Genomic DNA, 18975 nt, shown 5'->3' with positions numbered 1-18975 from the left:
TTTTTGCCGGTTGTCGGGAAACGGGGCGGTATGACTGCGCCTTGGGCTGAGTGGAACCACATCCTGAAGATCGATCCGGACAAGGAGCTTCCGGACGAGGTCACCTACGGAGACCTCTGTGCGACCGGGACCGACGCCGTCGAGATCGGCGGGACGATGGGGATCACCGAGGAGAACATGGCGGCCGTCATCGAGGCCTGCGCCGAACACGACGTGCCGCTGTACCAGGAGCCGTCGAACCCGGGCGTCGTCGTCGACGACGACGCGCTCGACGGCTACCTCATCCCGACGGTGTTCAACGCCGGCTCGCCGTTCTGGATCACCGGCGCGCACAAGGAGTGGGTGCGCGTCGACGGCGACCTCGACTGGGGTCGCACCTGGACCGAGGCGTACATCGTGATGAACCCCGAGGCCGACGTCGCGCAGTTGACCGAGGCCGACTGCGACCTCACCGCGGACGACATCGCCTCCTACGCGAAGATCGCCGAGCGGATGTTCGGTCAGGAGATCGTCTACGTCGAGTACTCGGGGACGTACGGCGAGGAGTCGATCGTCGAGGCCGCCCGCGAGGCCCTCGACGAGGCGACGCTGTTCTACGGCGGCGGCATCCACGACTACGACTCCGCGTACGCGATGGCGAACCGCGCCGACGTGATCGTCGTCGGCAACCTCGCCCACGACGAGGGCGTCGACGCCGTCCAGGAGACCGTCGACGCGGCCAACGACGCCTGACGCCCGTTCTCGCTTCCCGCTCGTGCCCGCCGGTCAGCCGCCGCGCTCGCCTTCGACCGCCGCGCGGAGCCGCGGCAGGACCTCGGTGACGTCCTCGCGGAGGGTGGCGTCGGCGACCGCGTCACAGGGGGTCACGTCGAGGTTGACGATGCCGACGGTCGCGCCCGTCTCGCCGGCCCGCCGCGGCAGCGATCCGGCCGGTTCGACGACCAGCGAGGAGCCGATCGCGAGGAAGACGTCACTCCTGCGGGCGAACGCCCGCGAGCGCCGGAGGACGTCGTCCGGGAGCCGCTGGCCGAAGAGGACGACGTCGGGGCGGTAGACGCCGCCGCAGTCACACCGCGGCGGGAGGTCGCCGTCGGCGACGCGCTCGAGGACCGGGTTCGCGTCGCTCCGGCGGCCGCAGTCGGCACAGACGACTCGGTGGGCGTTGCCGTGGAGTTCGACCAGTTCCGTGCCGTCCGCCGTCTCGGCCGCGCGCCCGTGTAACCCGTCGGTGTTCTGGGTGAGGATCGCGTCGAGGTAGCCGTCGCGGGCCAGCGCCGCGAGCGCCTCGTGGGCCGCGTTGGGCTCGTGATCCTCGCCGTACAGTTCCCGCTGGAGGGCGAGCCGATCCGCCCAGAAGCCGGCCGGATCGCGCTGGAAGCGCCCGTACGTGAACTGCTCCTCGTCGAAGCGCTCCCAGACGCCGTCGTCGCCGCGGAACGTGGGGACGCCCGACGGGGCGGAGACGCCGGCGCCGGTGAGCGCGACGACGGTCTCGGCATCTCGGATCGCGGCGGCGAGGAATTCGAGCGTATCCATGGCTGACAGTCGGCGTTCCAGCGTCAAAACGGTGCGGAAGTTCGCGTCCGCGGGCCGCGGGCGTCCCCGGTCGCCCGTCGCCGACGGACATAGAGCGCTGGCTTCCGTTTCGCCTGGCTATGCGCGGCGACACCCCCGCGATCGCCGAGGAGCGTCCGTCCGGCCCCGACGGCCTGCCGATCGTCGGCAACCAGCTCGCGTTTCTCCGCGCTACGTCCTGCCCCCGGCGGTTCCCACGCCGGCGCGGCCGTCCGGATGCACCAGTGGGTCGTCCACCGCGACCCGCGGTGGTACGACGACCCGCTGGCGTTCCGCCCGGAGCGCTGGACCGACGGGATGGAGCAGTCGCTGCCGAAACTCGCCTACTTCCCGTTCGCCGCCGGCCCCCGCCGGTGTATCGGCGACCGGTTCGCGATGCTGGAGGCGCGGCTCATCCTCGCGACCGTCTACCGGCGGTACCACCTCGAACTCCTCCCGGGGACCGACCTCGACCTGATGGCGTCGGTGACTGCCCGCCCGAGAGACGAGATTCCGATGACGGTCCACGAGCGACGACGGCGCCGAACGAGTGCGCTTAAGTCGCGGCTGGGACAACCGGGAGGTATGCAGGACAGAACCTACACTGAAGACGCCGAGCCGGGCGACGAGGCGACCGTCGCCGGCTGGGTCCACGAGGTTCGCGACCTCGGCGGCATCGCCTTCCTCATCTTGCGCGACGCGACCGGGAAGATCCAGATCAAGTTCGAGAAAGACGAGATGGACGACGACCTCGTCGAGACCGGTCTGGGGGTCTCCCGCGAGAGCGTCGTGACCGTCACCGGGACGGTCGAGGAGGAGCCCCGCGCGCCCACCGGCGTCGAGGTCGTCCCCGAGTCGGTCGAGGTCATCGCGCCGGCCGACCCCGAACTGCCCCTCGACCCCTCCGGGAAGGTCGACGCCGAACTCTCGACGCGGCTGGACAACCGCACCCTCGACCTGCGCAAGGACGAGGTGCAGGCGATCTTCGAGATCCGCAGCGAGGTCCTGCGCGCGACCCGCGAGCAGTTCCGCGAGGTCGGCTGTACGGAGATCACCACGCCGAAGATCGTCGCGACCGGCACCGAGGGCGGCACCGAACTGTTCCCGATCACCTACTTCGGCCGCGAGGCGTTCATGAACCAGAGCCCGCAGCTGTTCAAGCAGCTGATGGCCGGTTCCAACCTCGAACGGGTCTTCGAGATCGGCCCGATCTTCCGCGCCGAGGAGCACAACACGCCGCGGCACCTCAACGAGGCGACCTCGATCGACTTCGAGGGCGCGTTCTGCGACCACCACGACGCGATGGACGTCGTCGAGGGCGTCGTGAAGGCGGCCTACGAGGCCGTCGCCGAGAACTGCGCCGAGGAACTCGAGACGCTCGGCATCGCCGACGACTTTTCGGTCCCCGAGGGCGAGTTCCCCCGTCTCAGCTACGAGGAGGCCATCGAGCGCATCAACGCGACGGGCGAACTCGACGAGCAACTCGTCTGGGGCGACGACCTCCCCACCGAGGGCGAGAAGGCCCTCGGGGCGGACGTCGGCGGCCACTACTTCATCACCGACTGGCCAAGCGAGATCAAGCCGTTCTACATCATGGACGACGACGAGGACGAGGAACTCTCGACGGGCTTCGACCTGATGCACCCGCGGATGGAACTCGTCTCGGGCGGCCAGCGCGAACACCGCTTCGAGCACCTCGTCGAGGGGTTCGAACAGCAGGGCCTCGACCCCGACGAGTTCGAGTACTACACGAAGATGTTCAAGTACGGCATGCCGCCCCACGCCGGCTTCGGCCTCGGCGGCGAGCGCCTGCTGATGACGATGCTCGACCTCGACAACATCCGGGAAGCGGTCCTGTTCCCGCGAGACCGGCAGCGTCTGTCGCCGTAGGCGACGACGCGACCGTCGAGCGGGAGCAGGGAGCAGCTTCGCTGCGACCGCGTTCCCGCGGGATCGGCACCGTCCGAGCCCGTAGGCGAAGACGTTGAGAGCCAGCGAGACGAGCGAAGCGAGTCTCGTGGGACCGGCAGCGTCCGAGCCCGGAGGGCTCTCACGACTCCGCTTCTACCGGCACCTCCTGTTCCGTTTCGAGCGTCGCGGCGACGAGTTCGGCGTACGCGCCGAGTGGCAACTCGCTCCCGTCGTGGGACAGCGCCCACGTGACGAGCGCGTCGTAGGAGCCGAAGGGGCTCCCGTCGGCCTGCAGCAGCGTCGCCTCGAGTCGACCGGGGTCCTCGCTCCCGACGGCGTAGGGGAGGAACGCGCCGGCGACGACGCCGACGTCTTCGAGGACCCCCGCTTCGGGGGCGTCTGCGACGTGTTCGACCAGGAGGAAGCGCCCGTCGCGTTCGAGGACCTCGACGGCGACGTCGCGCTCTTCGAGGGCCTCGCGAAGCGACTCCTCGTCGTCGACGTCGGCCGCGATCCCCTCCTCGACGCCCGCTTCGACGGTTTCGAGGTACTGCGGGACGGGGAGGTCCGGCAGGCGGTGGTGCAGCGGCTGGCGCTCCTCGACGGGTTCGGGGACCTCCTCGTGGGTGACGTCCTGCTCCTCCGAACAGCCGGCGAGCGCGGCGGTCGCCGCGGCGGCCGCGGCGAGGAACGCCCGGCGTCCCGCGGCGGGGTCGCGTCGGGGTCTCGACACGTCGACCCGCTACGCCGAACGCCGCGAAAAGTCGGCGGCCGGTCGTTGCAAGTCCAGCGGTTATCCGGCCCCTCGTGTATGCTCGCGTACGGATGGCGATCGAGGGGTTCGTCGTCGGGATGGTCGTCGCGGGAATCGCCGTCCTCGGCGTGGTCCTGTTGCCGCGACTCGTCTCCGAGCGCGCGGTGTCGCTGCCGATCGTCTACCTCGCGTTCGGCGCGGTCGTCTTCTCGCTGGCGCCGACGCTGCCCGACCCGGACCCGATCGAGAACGCCGCCATCGCCGAGCGGCTGACGGAGTTGGGGGTGATCGTCGCGCTGATGGGCGCGGGGCTGAAACTCGACCGGCGGCCGCAGTGGCCGGAGTGGGCCTCGACGGCCCGCCTGCTCGGGATCACGATGCCGCTGTCGATCGGGCTGGCGGCGCTGGTTGGCCTGTGGGCGGGGTTGCTCCTGCCGACCGCGCTGTTGCTCGGCGCGGTGATCGCGCCCACCGACCCCGTCCTCGCCGCGGAGGTGCAGGTGCCGAAACCGGGCGCGGGGATGGAGGCCGAACCCGACCCCGAGCAGGCCGGCATGGAGGACGAGGTCCGGTTCGCGCTCACCTCGGAGGCGGGGCTGAACGACGGCCTCGCGTTCCCGTTTACCTACCTCGCGATCCTCGTGGCGTACGTCGGCTACGACCCCGCGGCGTGGATCGGCGAGTGGGCGCTGGTCTACGTCGCGTACAAGATCGTCGTGGGCACGCTTGCGGGGGGTGGCCTCGGCTGGCTCGTCGCCGCCGTCACGTTCGGCGTCGCCGCGGAGACGTCGCTGTCGCGCTCGCTGCGGGGCCTGGAGGCCGTCGCGGGGACGCTGCTGGTCTACGGCGTCGTGGAACTGCTCGGGGGGTACGGCTTCATTGGCGTCTTCGTCGCCGCGCTCACGATGCGCCAGTACGAGCGCAGACACGACTACCAGGAGGCGCTACACGCCGTCGCCGAGATGGCCGAGTACCTGCTGATGGCCGCGATCGTGATTCTCTTCGGCGGCGCGCTCGCGAGCGGCCTCCTCGAACCGCTCACGTGGGACCTCGTGTTCGCGGGGCTGGCCATCGTCTTCCTCGTCCGGCCCGTCGCCGGCGCCGTCGGGCTGGCGGGGTTCGACCGCGACTGGCGCGAGCGCGCGGTCGTCGCCTTCTTCGGCATCCGCGGCATCGGCTCGTTCTACTACCTGTCGTACGGCCTCAACGTCGCCCCCTTCCGGGACGGCGACGAGCTCTGGGCGCTTGTGGGCTTTGTCGTCCTGACGTCGATCCTCGTCCACGGCGCCACGGCCTCGCCGACGATCACGTGGCTGGAGGAGGCGATGGGCGAGGAGTGAGTCGGGACCGACGCGCGGATCTTCAGGATTATTACGGCCGGGACGAAAGGGACGGGCGATGACCGACGAGGCGACGGCGTTCGTTCCGGGACACGTCACGGGCTTTTTCAGCGCTCACCCCGACGACGACCCGACGAAGGCGGGGTCCCGCGGTGCCGGACTCACGCTCACCGACGGCGTCGAGGTGACCGTCCGCCCGGCCGACGACCCGGCGGTCGTCCTCGACGGCGACCGGATCGAGATCGAACCCGTGACGACCGTCCTCGAAACGCTTGAGGCGCCCGCGCGCGTCGAGGCCGAGTCGGACCTCCCGCTCGGGGCCGGCTTCGGCGTCTCGGGCGCGCTCGCGCTCGGGACCGCGCTCGCCGCCAACCGGGTGTTCGACCGGCGGCTCTCGGAGAACGAACTCGTGACGATCGCCCACGGCGCGGAGGTACAGGCGGGTACCGGCCTCGGCGACGTCGTCGCGCAGGCCCGCGGCGGCGTCCCGATCCGCCTCGAACCCGGCGCGCCGGGCCACGGGAAACTCGACGCCGTCCCGGCCCGCGCGCGCGTCGAGTACGTCTCCTTCGGCGACCTCTCGACGGCCGAGGTGCTCTCGGGCGACACCGGGACGCTCTCGCGCGCGGGCAAGCGGGCGCTCTCGCGGGTGGTCCGGGAGCCGACGCTCGCCTCGTTCGTCTTCGCCTCGCGGCGGTTCGCGCGCGAGGCGGACCTGCTGACGCCCGCGGTGGGGGAGGCGCTCGCGGAGGTCGCGGCGGCGGACGGACAGGCGTCGATGGCGATGCTCGGTGACACCGTCTTCGCGCTCGGGACGGGGCTGTCGGACGCGGGCTACGAGCCGTCGGTCTGTTCGACCCACCCCGCGGGCGCGGTGCTACGGTGACCGTGCGCGGGTGGTACCCCCCGCTTCGAGTGTCGAAACTTCGACCCGAAAACCGGCCCGTCGCCCCGGATCGCGCCGCCGACGCCGACCCGATCGGACGCCAGAGCCTCTCTGTGCGACGATACCGCCCGAACGAGCGGCGACGAACGTGTGGGGCCGCGTTCTGTTGTACTATCTGACAGATAGCCGGAAGTTTATTATGGTCCATTTCAGTTATCCGTTCGAGTCAACGAATGTCTCCAGTCAAAGACTTTCACCAAAAACTGTTCCGGCTGTACGAACACTACGTCGGTGAGCCGGAGTCGCCGAAAGACGTATACGGCTACTGGCTGTTCGTCTTCGGATTCCTCGGGGCCGCGATGGCGGTGGTCCTCTACGCGGGGACCTACGCGCTCATCGGCTCCGAGAATCTGCAGATCAACCGGGTGGCCGGGGTCCTCGGGGGGCTCGGCCTCTCGCTCTTGCTGTTCGGTATCGTCATGATGTTGCCGGTCAGGCGGCGTGGCCTGCAGGCGGCCGCGGTCGGGTTCCTCGTGTCCCTCGTCGGGGTCGGCTCCTTCGGGGTGTTCTACCCGAGTAACATCAGGGTCAAAGAGTGGGGCGGTACCGGGCCGGACTGGACGATCGAAGTCATCGCGTCCTACGCGGTCGGGATCGGCCTCATCGCGGTCGTCACCGCCCTGATTCCGGTCGTCACCGGTCGAAAAGGTATGTTCGTCGAAGAGGAGGGAGCGAGCGACGATCCGGACATCCTCACGGGCGACGCGCTGGAAGGCGCCCAGTACGCCGTCTTCCGCGACGAGAAAGGCGACTGGAAGTGGCACGTCCTGCACCTCGAGGCGCTGGCGGCCAGCGAGGACAGCGCCGTGACGCGACCGGAGGCCGAGGAGGCGATCGATCAGGTGAAATCCCAGATCGGCTCCGCGGGGCTGATGGAGCTGACGACGTCGGCGTTCCGGCTCTACGAGGACCGCGCGGGCAACTGGCAGTGGACGCTCGCCCGCGACGACGGCAGCATCGTCGGCGCCTGTGCACGCGAGTTCGAACAGCGCGACGGCGCCGAGGAGTCGGTGAGCTTCTTCAAGGACCGCGCGCCGGAAGCCGACGTCATCGAGATCGAGGGCGCGGCGTTCACGTACGTCGAGCGCCGCGACCGCTGGTACTGGCAACTGCTCGACGACGACCGCACACCGCTTGCCGAGAGCGAGACCGGCTTCGCGGACCAGAACGAGGCCGAGGAGGCCGCCCACGAGTTCGCCAAGCGCTTCGATCAGGCGCGGCTGCTCGACGTCGACCACATCGGCGTCGAACTCCGCCAGCGCGACGACGGCGGCTGGATCTGGCGGTTCGTCGACGAGGAGGACCGCGAGATCGCCGAGAGCGCCGCCGAGTTCAGCTCCCGGCGCGACGCCGAGGAGGCGGTCGAGGACCTGCTGCCCGAACTCGAGTCGGCGTCGATCACCGTCGCGGGCGAACCGACGTACGAACTGTACGAGGACGGCGACGAGTGGCAGTGGCGGCTGGTCGACGAGAACGAACACCTCGTCGCGCGCGGCCCGGACGCGGCCGCCGAACACGCCGCCGCCGAGCACCAGACCCGGCAGTTTGGCGAGCACGCCCGCGGCGCCGACGTCGTCGAGATCGACGACGCCGAGTACGAGATCTACCCCGTCGACGCCGACGAGGTCGAGGAGGTCGCCGAGGACGCCGACGAGGAGGAAGAGCCCCCCGAGTCGAACGTCCGGTGGAACTGGCGGCTGGTCACGGAGGACCGCGAGATCATCGCCGCGAGCGACGAGGCCCACTTCACCGCCGACGCCGCCGAGACCGCGATCGATCGCGTCCGCGAACAGGCCCGCGAGGCCGACCTCATCGAGTTCGAGCACGCGGCGTTCCAGGTCTACGAGGCCGACGACGGCGAGTGGCGCTGGCGGCTCATCGACGAGGACGGGAACGTACTCGCCGACAGCGGCGAGGAACACACCACCCGCGGCGAGGCCGCGGAGGCGATGATGACGCTGAAAGAGCAGGCGCCCGACGCGGAACTGCTCGAGATCGACACCGCCGCGTTCGAACTCTTCGTCAACGAGGACGACGAGTGGGGCTGGCGGCTCATCGACGCGGGCGGGAAGCTGGTCGCCGAGGACCCGACGACCCACCCGACCCGCGGCGACGCCAAGGACGCGATGGACCGGCTGATCGACAACCTCGAGTCCGAGGTCCGGGAGATGGAGAACGCGATCTTCCAGACCTACGCCGACGAGAGCTGGCACTGGCGGTTCGTCCTGCCCTCGGGCGAGACCGTCGCCGTCGACGACAAGGCTCACCCGACGCGTGACGAGTTGCTCGACACGCTGCCGGCGATCCGCGAGGCGGCCGCGACCGCCCGGGAACACACCATCGGCGACGTCGCCGTGCAGGTGTACCGCGGCGGCGACTGGCAGTTCCGGCTGGTCGACCGCGACCGCGAGATGATCGCGGACTCCTCGGTCGGCTACGACAACCGCGAGACCGCCGTCAGCGCCGCGCGCGACCTCGAACGCCACGCCGCCGACGCGCCGATCTTCACGATCGAGACCGCGGCGATCCGCCTCGGCGGGGACGACGGCTGGCACTGGGAACTCGTCGACGCCGACCGCGACGTGCTCGCGGGCTCCGTCGACGCCGAGCCGACGAAAGACGAGATCGTCGAGGACGTCGACCGCGTGCGCAAGCTCGCGCCGATGGCCGGCCGCGTCGACTTCGACGTCGCCTCCTTCGAACTGTTCGCAGACGAGGACGACCGCTGGCGCTGGCGGCTCATCAACGAGGAGGGGCTCACCGTCGCCGCCGGCTCGGAGGGCTACGAGTCCACCGAGGCGGCCCGCGAGGCCCTCGACGACCTGCGGGACATGATCGAGACGGCGAGCATCCTCGAGATCGACAGCGTCTCCTTCGAGCTTCACACCGGCGAGGACGGCTGGAAGTGGAAGCTCGTCGACCGCTACGGCGTCCCGATGACCGAGAGTACCCGGACCTACGAGACCCGGACCGAGGCCCGCGAGGCCATGAAGGCGGTCAAGGAACACGCCCCGAACGGCTGGATCACCTTCACCGAGTAGTCCGACCAGCCGAATCGTACCGCTTTTTATCGACGCTCGCGACCGTTCGGCCGTGAGCGACCACGAGACCGTCCCCGCCGACGTCGAACACGAAGACGAGATTCCGGCGGACCACCCGCGGTACGCCGACCTCGTCACGCGCCACCGGATCGAGCGCGGCGTCGAGAAGGGGATCACCCACCTCCAAGGGATGCACGCCGAGGGGCGGGGCAGCGCCTTCGACTACCTGCTCGGCGAGGAGACCATTCCCTCCGCCGACGCGGCCGAGCGCGCGGCCGCGGCCCACCTGTTGCTGGCGGACGACCCCGTGCTCTCGATCAACGGCAACGTCGCGGCGCTGGTCGCCGCGGAGGTCGTCGACCTCGCCGAGGCCGTCGACGCCGACCTCGAGGTCAACCTCTTCAACCGCACCCCCGAGCGGGTCCGGGCGATCGCCGACCACCTGCGCGAGCACGGCGCCGCGGAGGTAAAGGGGATCGAGGCCGACGCCCGCATCCCCGGCCTCGACCACGAGCGCGCGAAGGTCGACGCCGACGGCATCTACGACGCCGACGTCGTGGTCGTCCCGCTGGAGGACGGCGACCGCGCCGAGGCGCTCGACGAGATGGGCAAGACCGAGATCGTGATCGACCTCAACCCGCTGTCGCGCTCGCCGCGGGTCGCGGACGTCCCGATCGTCGACAACGTGATCCGCGCGGTGCCGAACATCACCGCCCACGCCGAGGAACTGGCGGACGAAGACGAGACGGCGCTGCGCGGGATCGTCGACGCCTTCGACGCGGAGGCGGCGCTCGAAGCGGCCGAAGAGCGGATTCGGACCGGCGGCTGACCTACTTCAACAGCCCCGCCGGCAGCCACTTCTCGACGCTCGGGCCGAACTCGGCGGCCATGCGGGCGTCGTCGTCGGTGAACGCGTCGGTGAGCACCAGCGAGAGGACGTACGTCGCGAAGACGACGACGGGGAGGACGGCGGCGACGACGAGGTTGGAGTCGACGAGCAGGACGATCGGCGCGCCGACGAGCAGCGGCGGCACCCCCGAGAGGACGACCTTCGCGAAGTCGCGGGTGAACGGGTGGACGCCGTCGAGGCGGTGGAGTTCGACGAGGGTGAGCGCGCCGACGAGCGAGAGCGCGGTCGCCGACCCCATCGCGGCGCCGAAGATGCCGAAGAAGGGGACGAGCGCGAACGAGACGACGGCGTTCGCGCCGAAGAGGACGAGCGTGTTCGCGAAGACGACCCGGGAGTAGCCCATCCCCTGCAACAGCGTCCCGTCGGGGCCGCCGAAGGTGACGTTGAACAGGAACGCGGCCGACAGGAGCGCGACGACGGCGCTGGCCTCGGCGTACTGCGGGGTGTAGAGCACCGAGAGGTAGGCGGGCGCGCCCAGCGAGAGCGTGATCGCGATCGGGAGGGTGAAGCCGGCGATCCAGCGGGCGGCGATCCGGAACCGCTCCTCGACGAGGGCGGTGTCGTCGCGGGTCTCTGCGATCAGCGGCTTGAAGACGGGCGCGAGCGAGCTAAAGATGATCGTCAGCGCCGAGCCGAGCATGTAGCCGACGCGGTAGATGCCGACGTCGTCGGACTCGAGGTAGAAGCCGAGGACGAAGTAGTCGACGTGGCCCATCAGCACGTAGACGACGCTCGTCATCGCAAGCGGCACCGAGTACCGCACCAGCGGCGCCGGCGCGACGAGTTCCATCTTCGCGGCCATGATCTCCCATGCCTTGTAGACGAAGACGACGGCGCCGACGGTGATCGCGACCAGCAGGCCGACGAGGTAGCCGACGATCAGCCCGAGCAGCCCGAAGCCGGCCAGCAGGAGCGCGAGGGTGACCCCGAACCGGACCGTCGGCCGGACGAGGTCGCGCATCACCACGCGGTACTGGAGGCGCTTGATGCTGTAGTAGGAGGTGAGCAACACGTTGTAGATCGCCAGCATCGGGATGGCGGCCGCGAGCAGCAGCAACGCGATGCGCAGCGACGGCTCCGCGAAGAACTCGCTGACGTACGACGCGCTCACCGCGAGTGTGAGGCCGACGAGCGAGGAGGTCACGAGGACGGTCGCGGTGACCTGGACGATCACCCCCTTGGCCTTCCCCGGTTCGCCCTCCTCGAGGTACTGCGGGACGAAGTAGTCGATCGCCAGCGGTAGTCCGAGGTTCGCGAACACCTGCGTGAAGAGGATGACCGACGTCGCGAGCACGAACAGGCCGTAGACCGACGGGCTGACGAACCGGGTCATCACCATTACGATGGCGAAGCCGAAGACGCCGTTGAACACGTTCCCGACGAACGTGATGCTGCCCTGCTTGGCGAGCGTCGAGACGCCCTCGTCGTGGTCGGTCATGGAGTCGTTCGCGTTCGGTCCCGCGCGCTCGGCGCGCCGTCGGTCCGTCGGGGCGACGCCCGATCCCGCGGGCCGCGGTCCCCGGAACCGACGGACGCGCTCAAACGCCCGTCGCGGGCTCGAGTTCGTAGTCGGCGACTTCGGCGGCCCGTTCGCCGAAGTCGGGGAACTCGATCTCGAACTCCCACTCCTCGCCGGAGGTGACGTCCTCGACGTTCTCGATGACCGTATCGAGTTCCTCCCCCTCCCCGTCGAGGAACGTCGCCCGGATCTCGACGTAGCTCAACTCCCTGTCGCTTTGGTTCCTGACGATTCCCCAGACGTAGACGCGTTCCTCCTCGGTTCCGGGGTCGTCCCGGACGAGGTCCGACCAGACGATCTCGAGGTCCTCCGGTTCCCGGATCTCGTCGCCGTTCCCCCGGAAGGGTTCGAGACACCCCGAGAACGTGACGGCGAGCGCGAGGAACGCGCGGCGGTTCATTCTCTCCTTCGGATTCGGCGGGCCGAGCCTTGAGCCTTCGGGCGGCGTCGTCGCCCACGTCGGGGAGTTCACGCCGCGAGTAATCTACTTTTCCGTCGGCGAAACGGCCGGCGTCCGTGACCGTCACGGTCGCGTGCCCGTCGCGATAGCTTTTTCACTACCGCGAGATACCACCCAGTTGTATGACCGAGTTCGACCAGTTCAGCGACGTCGGCGAGGCGGACGTCACGCGCGCGATCGGCCAGGAGTGGACCGAGGAGTTCATGGACTTCTCGGACTCCGACGTCATCGTCGTCGGCGGCGGCCCGTCGGGGCTGACCGCCGCGAAGGAACTCGCCGAGCGCGGCGTGAAGACGATGGTCGTCGAGAAGAACAATTACTTGGGCGGCGGCTTCTGGCTCGGCGGCTTCCTGATGAACAAGGTGACGGTGCGCTCGCCGGCCGAACGGGTCCTCGACGAACTCGACGTCGACTACAAGCCGGCCGCCGACAGCGAGGGACTGTACGTCGCGAACGGCCCCGAGGCCTGTTCGGGGCTGATCAAGGCCGCCTGCGACGCGGGCGCGAAGATGCAGAACATGACCGAGTTCACGGACGTCGTCGTCCGCGAGGACCACAGGGTCTCGGGCATCGTGATGAACTGGACGCCGGTCCACGCCCTGCCCCGCGAGATCACCTGCGTCGACCCCATCGCCGTCGAGGCCGACCTCGTGATCGACGCGACCGGCCACGACGCGATGGCGGTCACGAAACTCGACGAGCGCGGCGTCTTGAACGCGCCCGGCGTCAGCGAGGCCCGCGAGCGCGGACAGGTCATGGACCAGACCGAGAGCGAGCAGTACGGCGCGCCCGGCCACGACTCGCCCGGCCACGACTCGATGTGGGTCGGCGAGAGCGAGGACGCCGTCGTCGAGCACACGGGCCTCGTCCACGACGGCCTGATCGCCACCGGGATGGCCGTCGCCACCGCCTACGGCCTCCCGCGGATGGGGCCGACCTTCGGCGCCATGCTCGTCTCCGGCAAGCGCGCCGCCCAGGAGGCAATCGACGAACTCGGCGTCGACGCCGACCCCGTCGAACTGACGACGCGCGCGGAACCGGCGGACGACTGATCCCGTCGGCGTCGGCCGATCCGACCCCATCGCGGACCAACCGGACGGGTTCTCACGCCGGCGAGCGAATCCGTCGCCGACTCCAGACGTCCCGCGTGTTCCCGGTCGGATGCCCAGTCCGCGGGAATAACCGAAACCGCCATCATATTTTTAGGCCGACCTAAAACCATGCCGACGAGACGAACGATCGTGGCGCTGGCCGCGGCGGCGGCCGGAGCGAGCATCGCCGGTTGTACCACCGACGCGGGCGCGGATTCGGGCGACGGAAACGACGACGAGAGCGCGGACGCGGCGGTCGGCCCCGAACTCGGCGTCGCGGCCGAGTGGAACGCCATCCGTGCGCGGGTCGACGACGCCCTCGCGCTCGGGGTCGCCGAGGAGTTCGCGGTCGGTGCGGCAGTCACCGGCGACACGCTCGCCCGATTCGAGGGGGCGACCGACGAGTGGGGCGCTCACGAACAACTCGAAGTGACCGACCACGACGCCTACGAGGAACTCGAGGAGGCCCTGGAGGAACTCCGGCTGGAGGGCCTCGCGGAGGCGGACCTGAAGCGAACGCGGACCGAAGCCGGGATCGCCGACGAACAGCTCCGGAACGCACAGCGACGGCGGCTCTCGCACCGGAACGCGCTGGTGTTCGACGTGGGACTGTTCGCCGCGCGGATCGGCGACGTGGCGGGGCTCGCGGCCGCCGGCGCGTTCGAGGCCGCCGCCGAGATCGCCGACGAGACGACCGAGCGCTGGGAGAGTTCGATCGTCCACGACGAGGTTAGCGCGGCCGACGTGGAGCTGTACGCCGCCTTCGAGGGCGAACTGGCCGGACTCGAGACGGCCGCCGCCGACGGGGACCTCGAAGCGGTCGAGAGCGGCGCCGACGCCGCGACCGACGCCGCGTTCGACGCCGCGTACGTCCTCGCCGAGGACGACGCCGCCGCGCACGCGGCCGTCCTCTCCGCGATGCAGGCCCGGGGGTGGGACGCAGCGGTCCTCGCGGCACTCGAGGGCGTCGACCCGGAGACGGCCGCGGCGGTCGCACGGGGGACCCTCCGGCGGTTCGAGGGGGCCCGCGTCCACGACGCGGTCGGGGCCGCCGATCACGCCACCTACGAGGCCTTCGAGGGCGAACTCGAGACCTACGCCGATGCCCTGGAAACCGACGAGGGCGTCGACCCGGCGGCCGCCGACTTCGCCGCGGCCGCGTTGCGGGCGCAGTTCGCCGTCGCGGGCGCGCTCGAGGAGGCGCCGGGCGACGACCACGGCGGCGGACACGGTCGCGGCCACGACTACGACGACCTCGAGGGCGGACCGAACGTCGTCGAGGGCGTCCCCGAGGACGTCGACCACGTCGTGGAGCTACACGCCGCGAGCTTCGAACCCGACGAGCTAACGATCGGGGCCGGCGAGACCGTCGCGTTCGAACACGTCGAGGGCGAACCCCACACGGTCACCGCCTACGAGGACGCCATCCCCGCGGACGCCCCCTACTGGGCGTCGGGCGACTTCGACGGCGAGGACGCGGCCCGCGAGGGCTGGGCGGACGGCCGCGGCGCCGTCGTCCCGGGGCGGTCGTACGTGCGGACGTTCGAGGTCGAGGGCACCCACGAATTCTGCTGTATCCCCCACGAGGCCGCCGGTCACGTCGGACGCATCGACGTGGAGTGACGAATCGGCGGCCGCGAGCCGTCGTCGGAACCCACACCGTTTTCGTGGCTCGGTGTCAGCGTTCGGGTATGCGACTCGTCGTCACCGGCGCGACCGGCGGAGTCGGAAGCTGGGTAGTCGACCACCTCGCGAGCGAGGGCCACGACGTCGTGGCCGTCGACCTCGAACGCCCGCCGGGCGAGCGCGAGGGGGTCTCGTTCCTCGCGGCCGACCTCACGGATCAGGGACAGGCCTGGGAAGTCGTCCAGACCTACGACCCCGACGCGGTGATCCACCTCGCGGCGATCCCCGCGATGGGTCTCGCCCCGGAGACGGAGACGTTCGTGACGAACGTGGCCAGCACCTACCACGTCTTCGAGGCGGCCGGCCGGGTCGGCGCCGACGTGATCTGGACATCGAGCGAGAGCCTCTACGGGATGCCCTTCGCCGCCGAACCGTTCCTCCCGGAGTACCTGCCGATCGACGAGGCCCACCCGCCCCGGCCCGAGGACGGCTACGGGACCTCGAAACTCGTCGGCGAGGAACTCGCAGAGCGGGTCGTCCGCCGCCACGGGATCTCCGTGGTCTCGATCCGGCCCTCGTGGGTGCAGTACCCCGGCGAGTACCGCGTCCGCGAGGAACTGGCCGGGTTCGACCCGGAGACGGCCGACCCGAGCGGCAACTTCTGGTCGTACGTCGACGTCCGCGACGTGGTCTCGATGGTCGACGCCGCCCTCGGGACCGACGTCGAGGGCCACGAGCCCTACCTCGCCGTCGCCGCGGAGAACGCCCTCGGCCGACCCACCGCGGAGACCGTCGAGGCCGTCTTCGGCGACCTGCCCGACGAGTGCGACATCGAGGGCGAGGCGTCGGCGTTCACGACGGCGAAAGCCCGCGAGGAACTGGGCTGGGAGCCTTCCCACTCCTGGCGGGAGGCCGCCGACGAGGCGGTCGCGGGGCCGGCGTTTCTCGAGGAGTGAGACACCGTCCGGAACGATTGACTTTTCAGCGTCAGGTCGAGTGGTACGGGTACGAATAGTGAGTCGAGGGGACGAGGAATCGATCTCGGACGAGGAACGCGACGCGCTCCTGGCTATCGCTCACGGTGCGGTCGTCACGTCCGGCGGGATTTCGGGGCAACGAGCGTTGAGGACGGCCGTCGAGGTCGTCCTCGCGCGCGGCCTCGGACCGACGGCCTACGGCGTGTACGCGATGGCGTGGCGGATCGCACAGATACTCGTCCGAATCGTGACCTTCGGGAGCGTGCCGGCACTGCAACGGTACGTTCCCGCCTACGCGGGACGGTCCGGACGCCGGTCGACCGTCGTGGGGCTGGCGTACGCCACCACGGCCGGATTCGGCGTCCTGCTTGGAGTCGGCGTCTGGCTCTTGGCCCCGTGGATCGACGACCTCACCGTCGGCCAGCCGTCGTTCGTGCCGACGATGCGGGGGTTCGGGTTCCTCGTGGGGTTGCTCGGTACCATCACGGTCGTCTCGGGGATCTTCCGGGCGGTCGGTTCCGCCCGCGGCGAAGTGGCGTTCAACAAACTGCTCCGGCCGGCCGTTCGGCTCGTCTGCGCGAGCGCGGCGCTCGCACTCGGATACTCGGTCGTCGGCGTCACCGGCGCGATCGTCGTCGGAACGGCCGCCCTCACCGCGCTGGCCGTCCCGATTACGACGCGCGTGACGGGAATCGCCCCGTCCCTGCGCGAGGTCCGAAGCGAGGTGCGACGATTCTACAACCACGCCGTCCCCGTCGCGATGAGCAGCCTCGGAAAGGTGTTCCAGAACCGAATCGACGTGTTGCTGGTGGGGGCGCTACTGACGACGGTCGCGGCCGGCGTCTACAACGCCCTCCTGGTGTTGGTCGCGATCGCGTGGATTCCGCTGCGATCGTTCAACCAGCTGTTACCACCGGTCGCGTCCGAACTGTACGCCGACGGTCGCATCGACGTGCTCAACGAACTCTACACGTCCGTCACGCGGCTGATCGTCACCACGGTCGTCCCCGTGCTCGTCACGCTCGTCGTGTACGGGCGGGAGTTTCTCGCCCTGTTCGGCCCGACGTACACACAGGGGTACGTTCCACTGGTCGTGTACCTCGGCGGCGTGTTCGTCGGCAGCGCCGTGGGTGCGACCGGTTGGCTGCTGATGATGACGGATCACCAGTACGCTCGAATGCTTTTAGACTGGCTCCTGGCGGCACTCAACGTCGCGTTGACGTACCTGTTTATCGTACAGTTCGGCCTCGTCGGCGCCGCTCTCGGCACCTCGCTCGCGATCGCCGTACAGAACGGGGTCCAGGTGCTCCTCCTGCGACGGTTCGAGGACCTGTGGCCGTTCGACCGGACGTTCCACACGCCGATCGCGGCCGGCGGCGTCGCGCTGGTGGTCATGTGGGCGATACGCGCCAGCGTTTCCGACGGTTTCATCGCCCTGTCCGGCATCCCCGTCGGGGTTATCGCCTACGTTCTGGCACTTTCCGTACTCGGCGTCGATCCCCGGGACGAACTCGTCGTTCGCGAACTCGCCGACCGGTATCGAGCCGACCTGAGCGAGGCCTTCGAGTCGACCGATCGCTCCGCTTAGACGACGCCCCGACGGATTCGGACCGTAACCGATTACCGCGTGGTACGACTACCGAATACATGGTCGATCGAGTCACGCTCTACGGGGCGCCGACGACGGTGGCCGACGCCGACGCGATCGCCGACTGGCTCCGCGCGCGGATCGACGCCGACGTGAGCGTCGGCGGCCGCTTCCTCGACGTCCACCGGACCGAGGCCCTCCCGGAGCGGTTCGCCGAGGCGCGCGTGCGCTCGCCGTACGACCGCGAGACGGGGAACACGATGCTCGGCACCGTCCGCTACGAGGAACGCGCGCTCGACCACCCCGAGCGCGCGGGCGGGGTTCTCTACGACGGCCTGTCCGTCCAGCGGGCGCTGAACGACGCGCTGCCGGAAGCGAAACGCGACCTCGCCCACCTCCACGTGGCGCTGCTCGACCGGGCGCTCGCCACCTGGGGCGACCACGACGGCCGCTGGCACAAGCGCGTCGCGGTCCTCGGCCAACCGGCGCTCGTCTCCGTCCCCGGCCTCTACGAGGCGCCGGCAAAGCCCGAGGCCTACTACCGGGCGAAGCAGAAACACGCGCTGCTGTCGGGCGACGCGCCGCCGCGGGAGGTCCTGGAGGACCGGATCGAGGGCGCGTTCCTGATCGAGGACGACCCGCGGACGACCGACGCCCTGAAGGGGTACGTCCTCGCGGCGGTCCACCTCGTAGAGACGGGCGAGGCCTTCTGCGAGGACGAGCGGTGCCGGCTGTTCGACGCCCACTACCACGAGGACCTGCTGCGCGCGCAGGGACGTGACCCGGAGTTTTGCGACGAGCACGCCGCGGCGTACGGGGCGTCGGGCGAGGGATCGTAGCGCCCGCGTGGCGTCTCGGCGGTCGCGTGGCCGCCGGACTCCCGACTCACGCGCCGGCTTTCGCCGGGTCGGCGTCCGGGCACGACCCCGTGACGCGGACCGTTCCCGAGTCGTCCACCTGTATCGCGTAGCCGCCGTACGTGAACGTGACCGAGACGCGTGGCCCGTCGGGGTCGGCCGAGTCGAGCAGCGCCTGCAGGGCATCGGTGTCGAAGGTCTCGTACAGCGGCGACTCCAGATCGACCGGGTCGACGCCCTTCCGATCGGCCACTTTCTCGACGACGGTCCAGAGGAGTTCGTCTTCGCGAGCCATACGTCGGGCGGCAACGTTCCTGTACATAAATTCACAGGATCGTGTTCGGACGTGCGTCCGTCGCCAGTCAGACGACTATCAGACGGGCGAGAGGTGTCGGGGCTGC

16 protein-coding genes and 1 pseudogene are annotated in these 18975 nt (G+C 69.9%); 12 read left to right on the top strand and 5 right to left on the bottom strand.

The annotated features are described in order from the left end of the window. The first annotated feature begins 30 nt into the window (after positions 1-30). Positions 31-732 (top strand): phosphoglycerol geranylgeranyltransferase, encoded by a 702-nt coding sequence (locus NKG98_RS00205; RefSeq protein WP_254767727.1) that lies wholly within the window; start codon positions 31-33, stop codon positions 730-732. A 33-nt stretch (positions 733-765) separates the two neighbouring features. On the opposite strand, the gene NKG98_RS00200 is transcribed toward NKG98_RS00205, so the two are convergent. After that, a complete protein-coding gene (locus NKG98_RS00200; RefSeq protein ID WP_254767726.1) occupies positions 766-1536 on the bottom strand; it encodes an SIR2 family NAD-dependent protein deacylase in 771 nt (256 codons plus the stop codon). 240 nt (positions 1537-1776) lie between these two features. On the opposite strand from NKG98_RS00200, the pseudogene NKG98_RS00195 reads away from it, so the two are divergent. Further along, a pseudogene (locus NKG98_RS00195) lies at positions 1777-2088 on the top strand (cytochrome P450); the annotation flags it as partial. Between the two features lie 51 nt (positions 2089-2139). Then, positions 2140-3444, top strand: a complete 1305-nt coding sequence (aspS, locus tag NKG98_RS00190) for an aspartate--tRNA(Asn) ligase (protein ID WP_254769504.1) — start codon at positions 2140-2142, stop codon at positions 3442-3444. Positions 3445-3604: 160 nt separating this feature from the next. Here aspS and NKG98_RS00185 read toward each other — a convergent pair whose 3' ends face one another. Continuing rightward, positions 3605-4198 (bottom strand): DUF8159 domain-containing protein, encoded by a 594-nt coding sequence (locus NKG98_RS00185; protein ID WP_254767725.1) that lies wholly within the window; start codon positions 4196-4198, stop codon positions 3605-3607. 92 nt (positions 4199-4290) lie between these two features. Between NKG98_RS00185 and NKG98_RS00180 the strand changes: the two genes are divergently transcribed. The 4 genes from NKG98_RS00180 (at position 4291) to NKG98_RS00165 (ending at position 10375) form a co-directional block, all read left to right on the top strand. Next, positions 4291-5559, top strand: coding sequence for a cation:proton antiporter (locus NKG98_RS00180; protein WP_254767724.1), 1269 nt, complete (start codon positions 4291-4293; stop codon positions 5557-5559). A 58-nt stretch (positions 5560-5617) separates the two neighbouring features. Continuing rightward, positions 5618-6445: a pantoate kinase gene (locus NKG98_RS00175; RefSeq protein WP_254767723.1), complete on the top strand. Its 828-nt coding sequence runs from the start codon at positions 5618-5620 to the stop codon at positions 6443-6445. 233 nt (positions 6446-6678) lie between these two features. Continuing rightward, on the top strand, positions 6679-9546 hold the full coding sequence (locus tag NKG98_RS00170; protein WP_254767722.1) for a DUF1508 domain-containing protein: 2868 nt from the start codon (positions 6679-6681) through the stop codon (positions 9544-9546). A 52-nt stretch (positions 9547-9598) separates the two neighbouring features. After that, the gene (locus tag NKG98_RS00165; protein WP_254767721.1) at positions 9599-10375 is read left to right on the top strand and encodes a 4-phosphopantoate--beta-alanine ligase; all 777 of its coding nucleotides are present in this window, start codon (positions 9599-9601) and stop codon (positions 10373-10375) included. Between the two features lies 1 nt (position 10376). On the opposite strand, the gene NKG98_RS00160 is transcribed toward NKG98_RS00165, so the two are convergent. Next, positions 10377-11894 (bottom strand): flippase, encoded by a 1518-nt coding sequence (locus NKG98_RS00160; RefSeq protein ID WP_254767720.1) that lies wholly within the window; start codon positions 11892-11894, stop codon positions 10377-10379. Between the two features lie 100 nt (positions 11895-11994). Then, on the bottom strand, positions 11995-12375 hold the full coding sequence (locus NKG98_RS00155; RefSeq protein ID WP_254767719.1) for an FxLYD domain-containing protein: 381 nt from the start codon (positions 12373-12375) through the stop codon (positions 11995-11997). A gap of 182 nt (positions 12376-12557) precedes the next feature. Between NKG98_RS00155 and NKG98_RS00150 the strand changes: the two genes are divergently transcribed. The 5 genes from NKG98_RS00150 to NKG98_RS00130 all read left to right on the top strand — a co-directional run bounded on the left by NKG98_RS00150 (position 12558) and on the right by NKG98_RS00130 (position 18556). Then, a complete protein-coding gene (locus NKG98_RS00150) occupies positions 12558-13487 on the top strand; it encodes a sulfide-dependent adenosine diphosphate thiazole synthase (RefSeq protein WP_254767718.1) in 930 nt (309 codons plus the stop codon). A gap of 168 nt (positions 13488-13655) precedes the next feature. Next, the gene (locus NKG98_RS00145) at positions 13656-15149 is read left to right on the top strand and encodes a DUF5059 domain-containing protein (RefSeq protein ID WP_254767717.1); all 1494 of its coding nucleotides are present in this window, start codon (positions 13656-13658) and stop codon (positions 15147-15149) included. Between the two features lie 68 nt (positions 15150-15217). Then, positions 15218-16108 (top strand): NAD-dependent epimerase/dehydratase family protein, encoded by an 891-nt coding sequence (locus tag NKG98_RS00140; protein WP_254767716.1) that lies wholly within the window; start codon positions 15218-15220, stop codon positions 16106-16108. A gap of 58 nt (positions 16109-16166) precedes the next feature. Next, complete coding sequence (locus NKG98_RS00135; protein WP_254767715.1) at positions 16167-17717, top strand: lipopolysaccharide biosynthesis protein; 1551 nt, start codon at positions 16167-16169, stop codon at positions 17715-17717. Between the two features lie 59 nt (positions 17718-17776). Further along, positions 17777-18556 carry a DUF7001 family protein gene (locus NKG98_RS00130; RefSeq protein WP_254767714.1) on the top strand — a complete coding sequence of 260 codons (780 nt, stop codon included), beginning with the start codon at positions 17777-17779 and terminating at the stop codon, positions 18554-18556. Positions 18557-18602: 46 nt separating this feature from the next. Here the strand turns inward: NKG98_RS00130 and NKG98_RS00125 are convergent, their stop codons facing one another. After that, positions 18603-18869, bottom strand: a complete 267-nt coding sequence (locus NKG98_RS00125; RefSeq protein WP_254767713.1) for a HalOD1 output domain-containing protein — start codon at positions 18867-18869, stop codon at positions 18603-18605. Between the last annotated feature and the right edge of the window lie 106 nt (positions 18870-18975).

The organism is Salinilacihabitans rarus (genome assembly GCF_024296665.1).
GTDB classification, from domain to species: Archaea; Halobacteriota; Halobacteria; order Halobacteriales; family Natrialbaceae; genus Salinilacihabitans; species Salinilacihabitans rarus.
The sequence above is the reverse complement of the archived record's forward strand: the minus strand, read 5'-3'. Positions and strand labels throughout refer to the sequence as shown.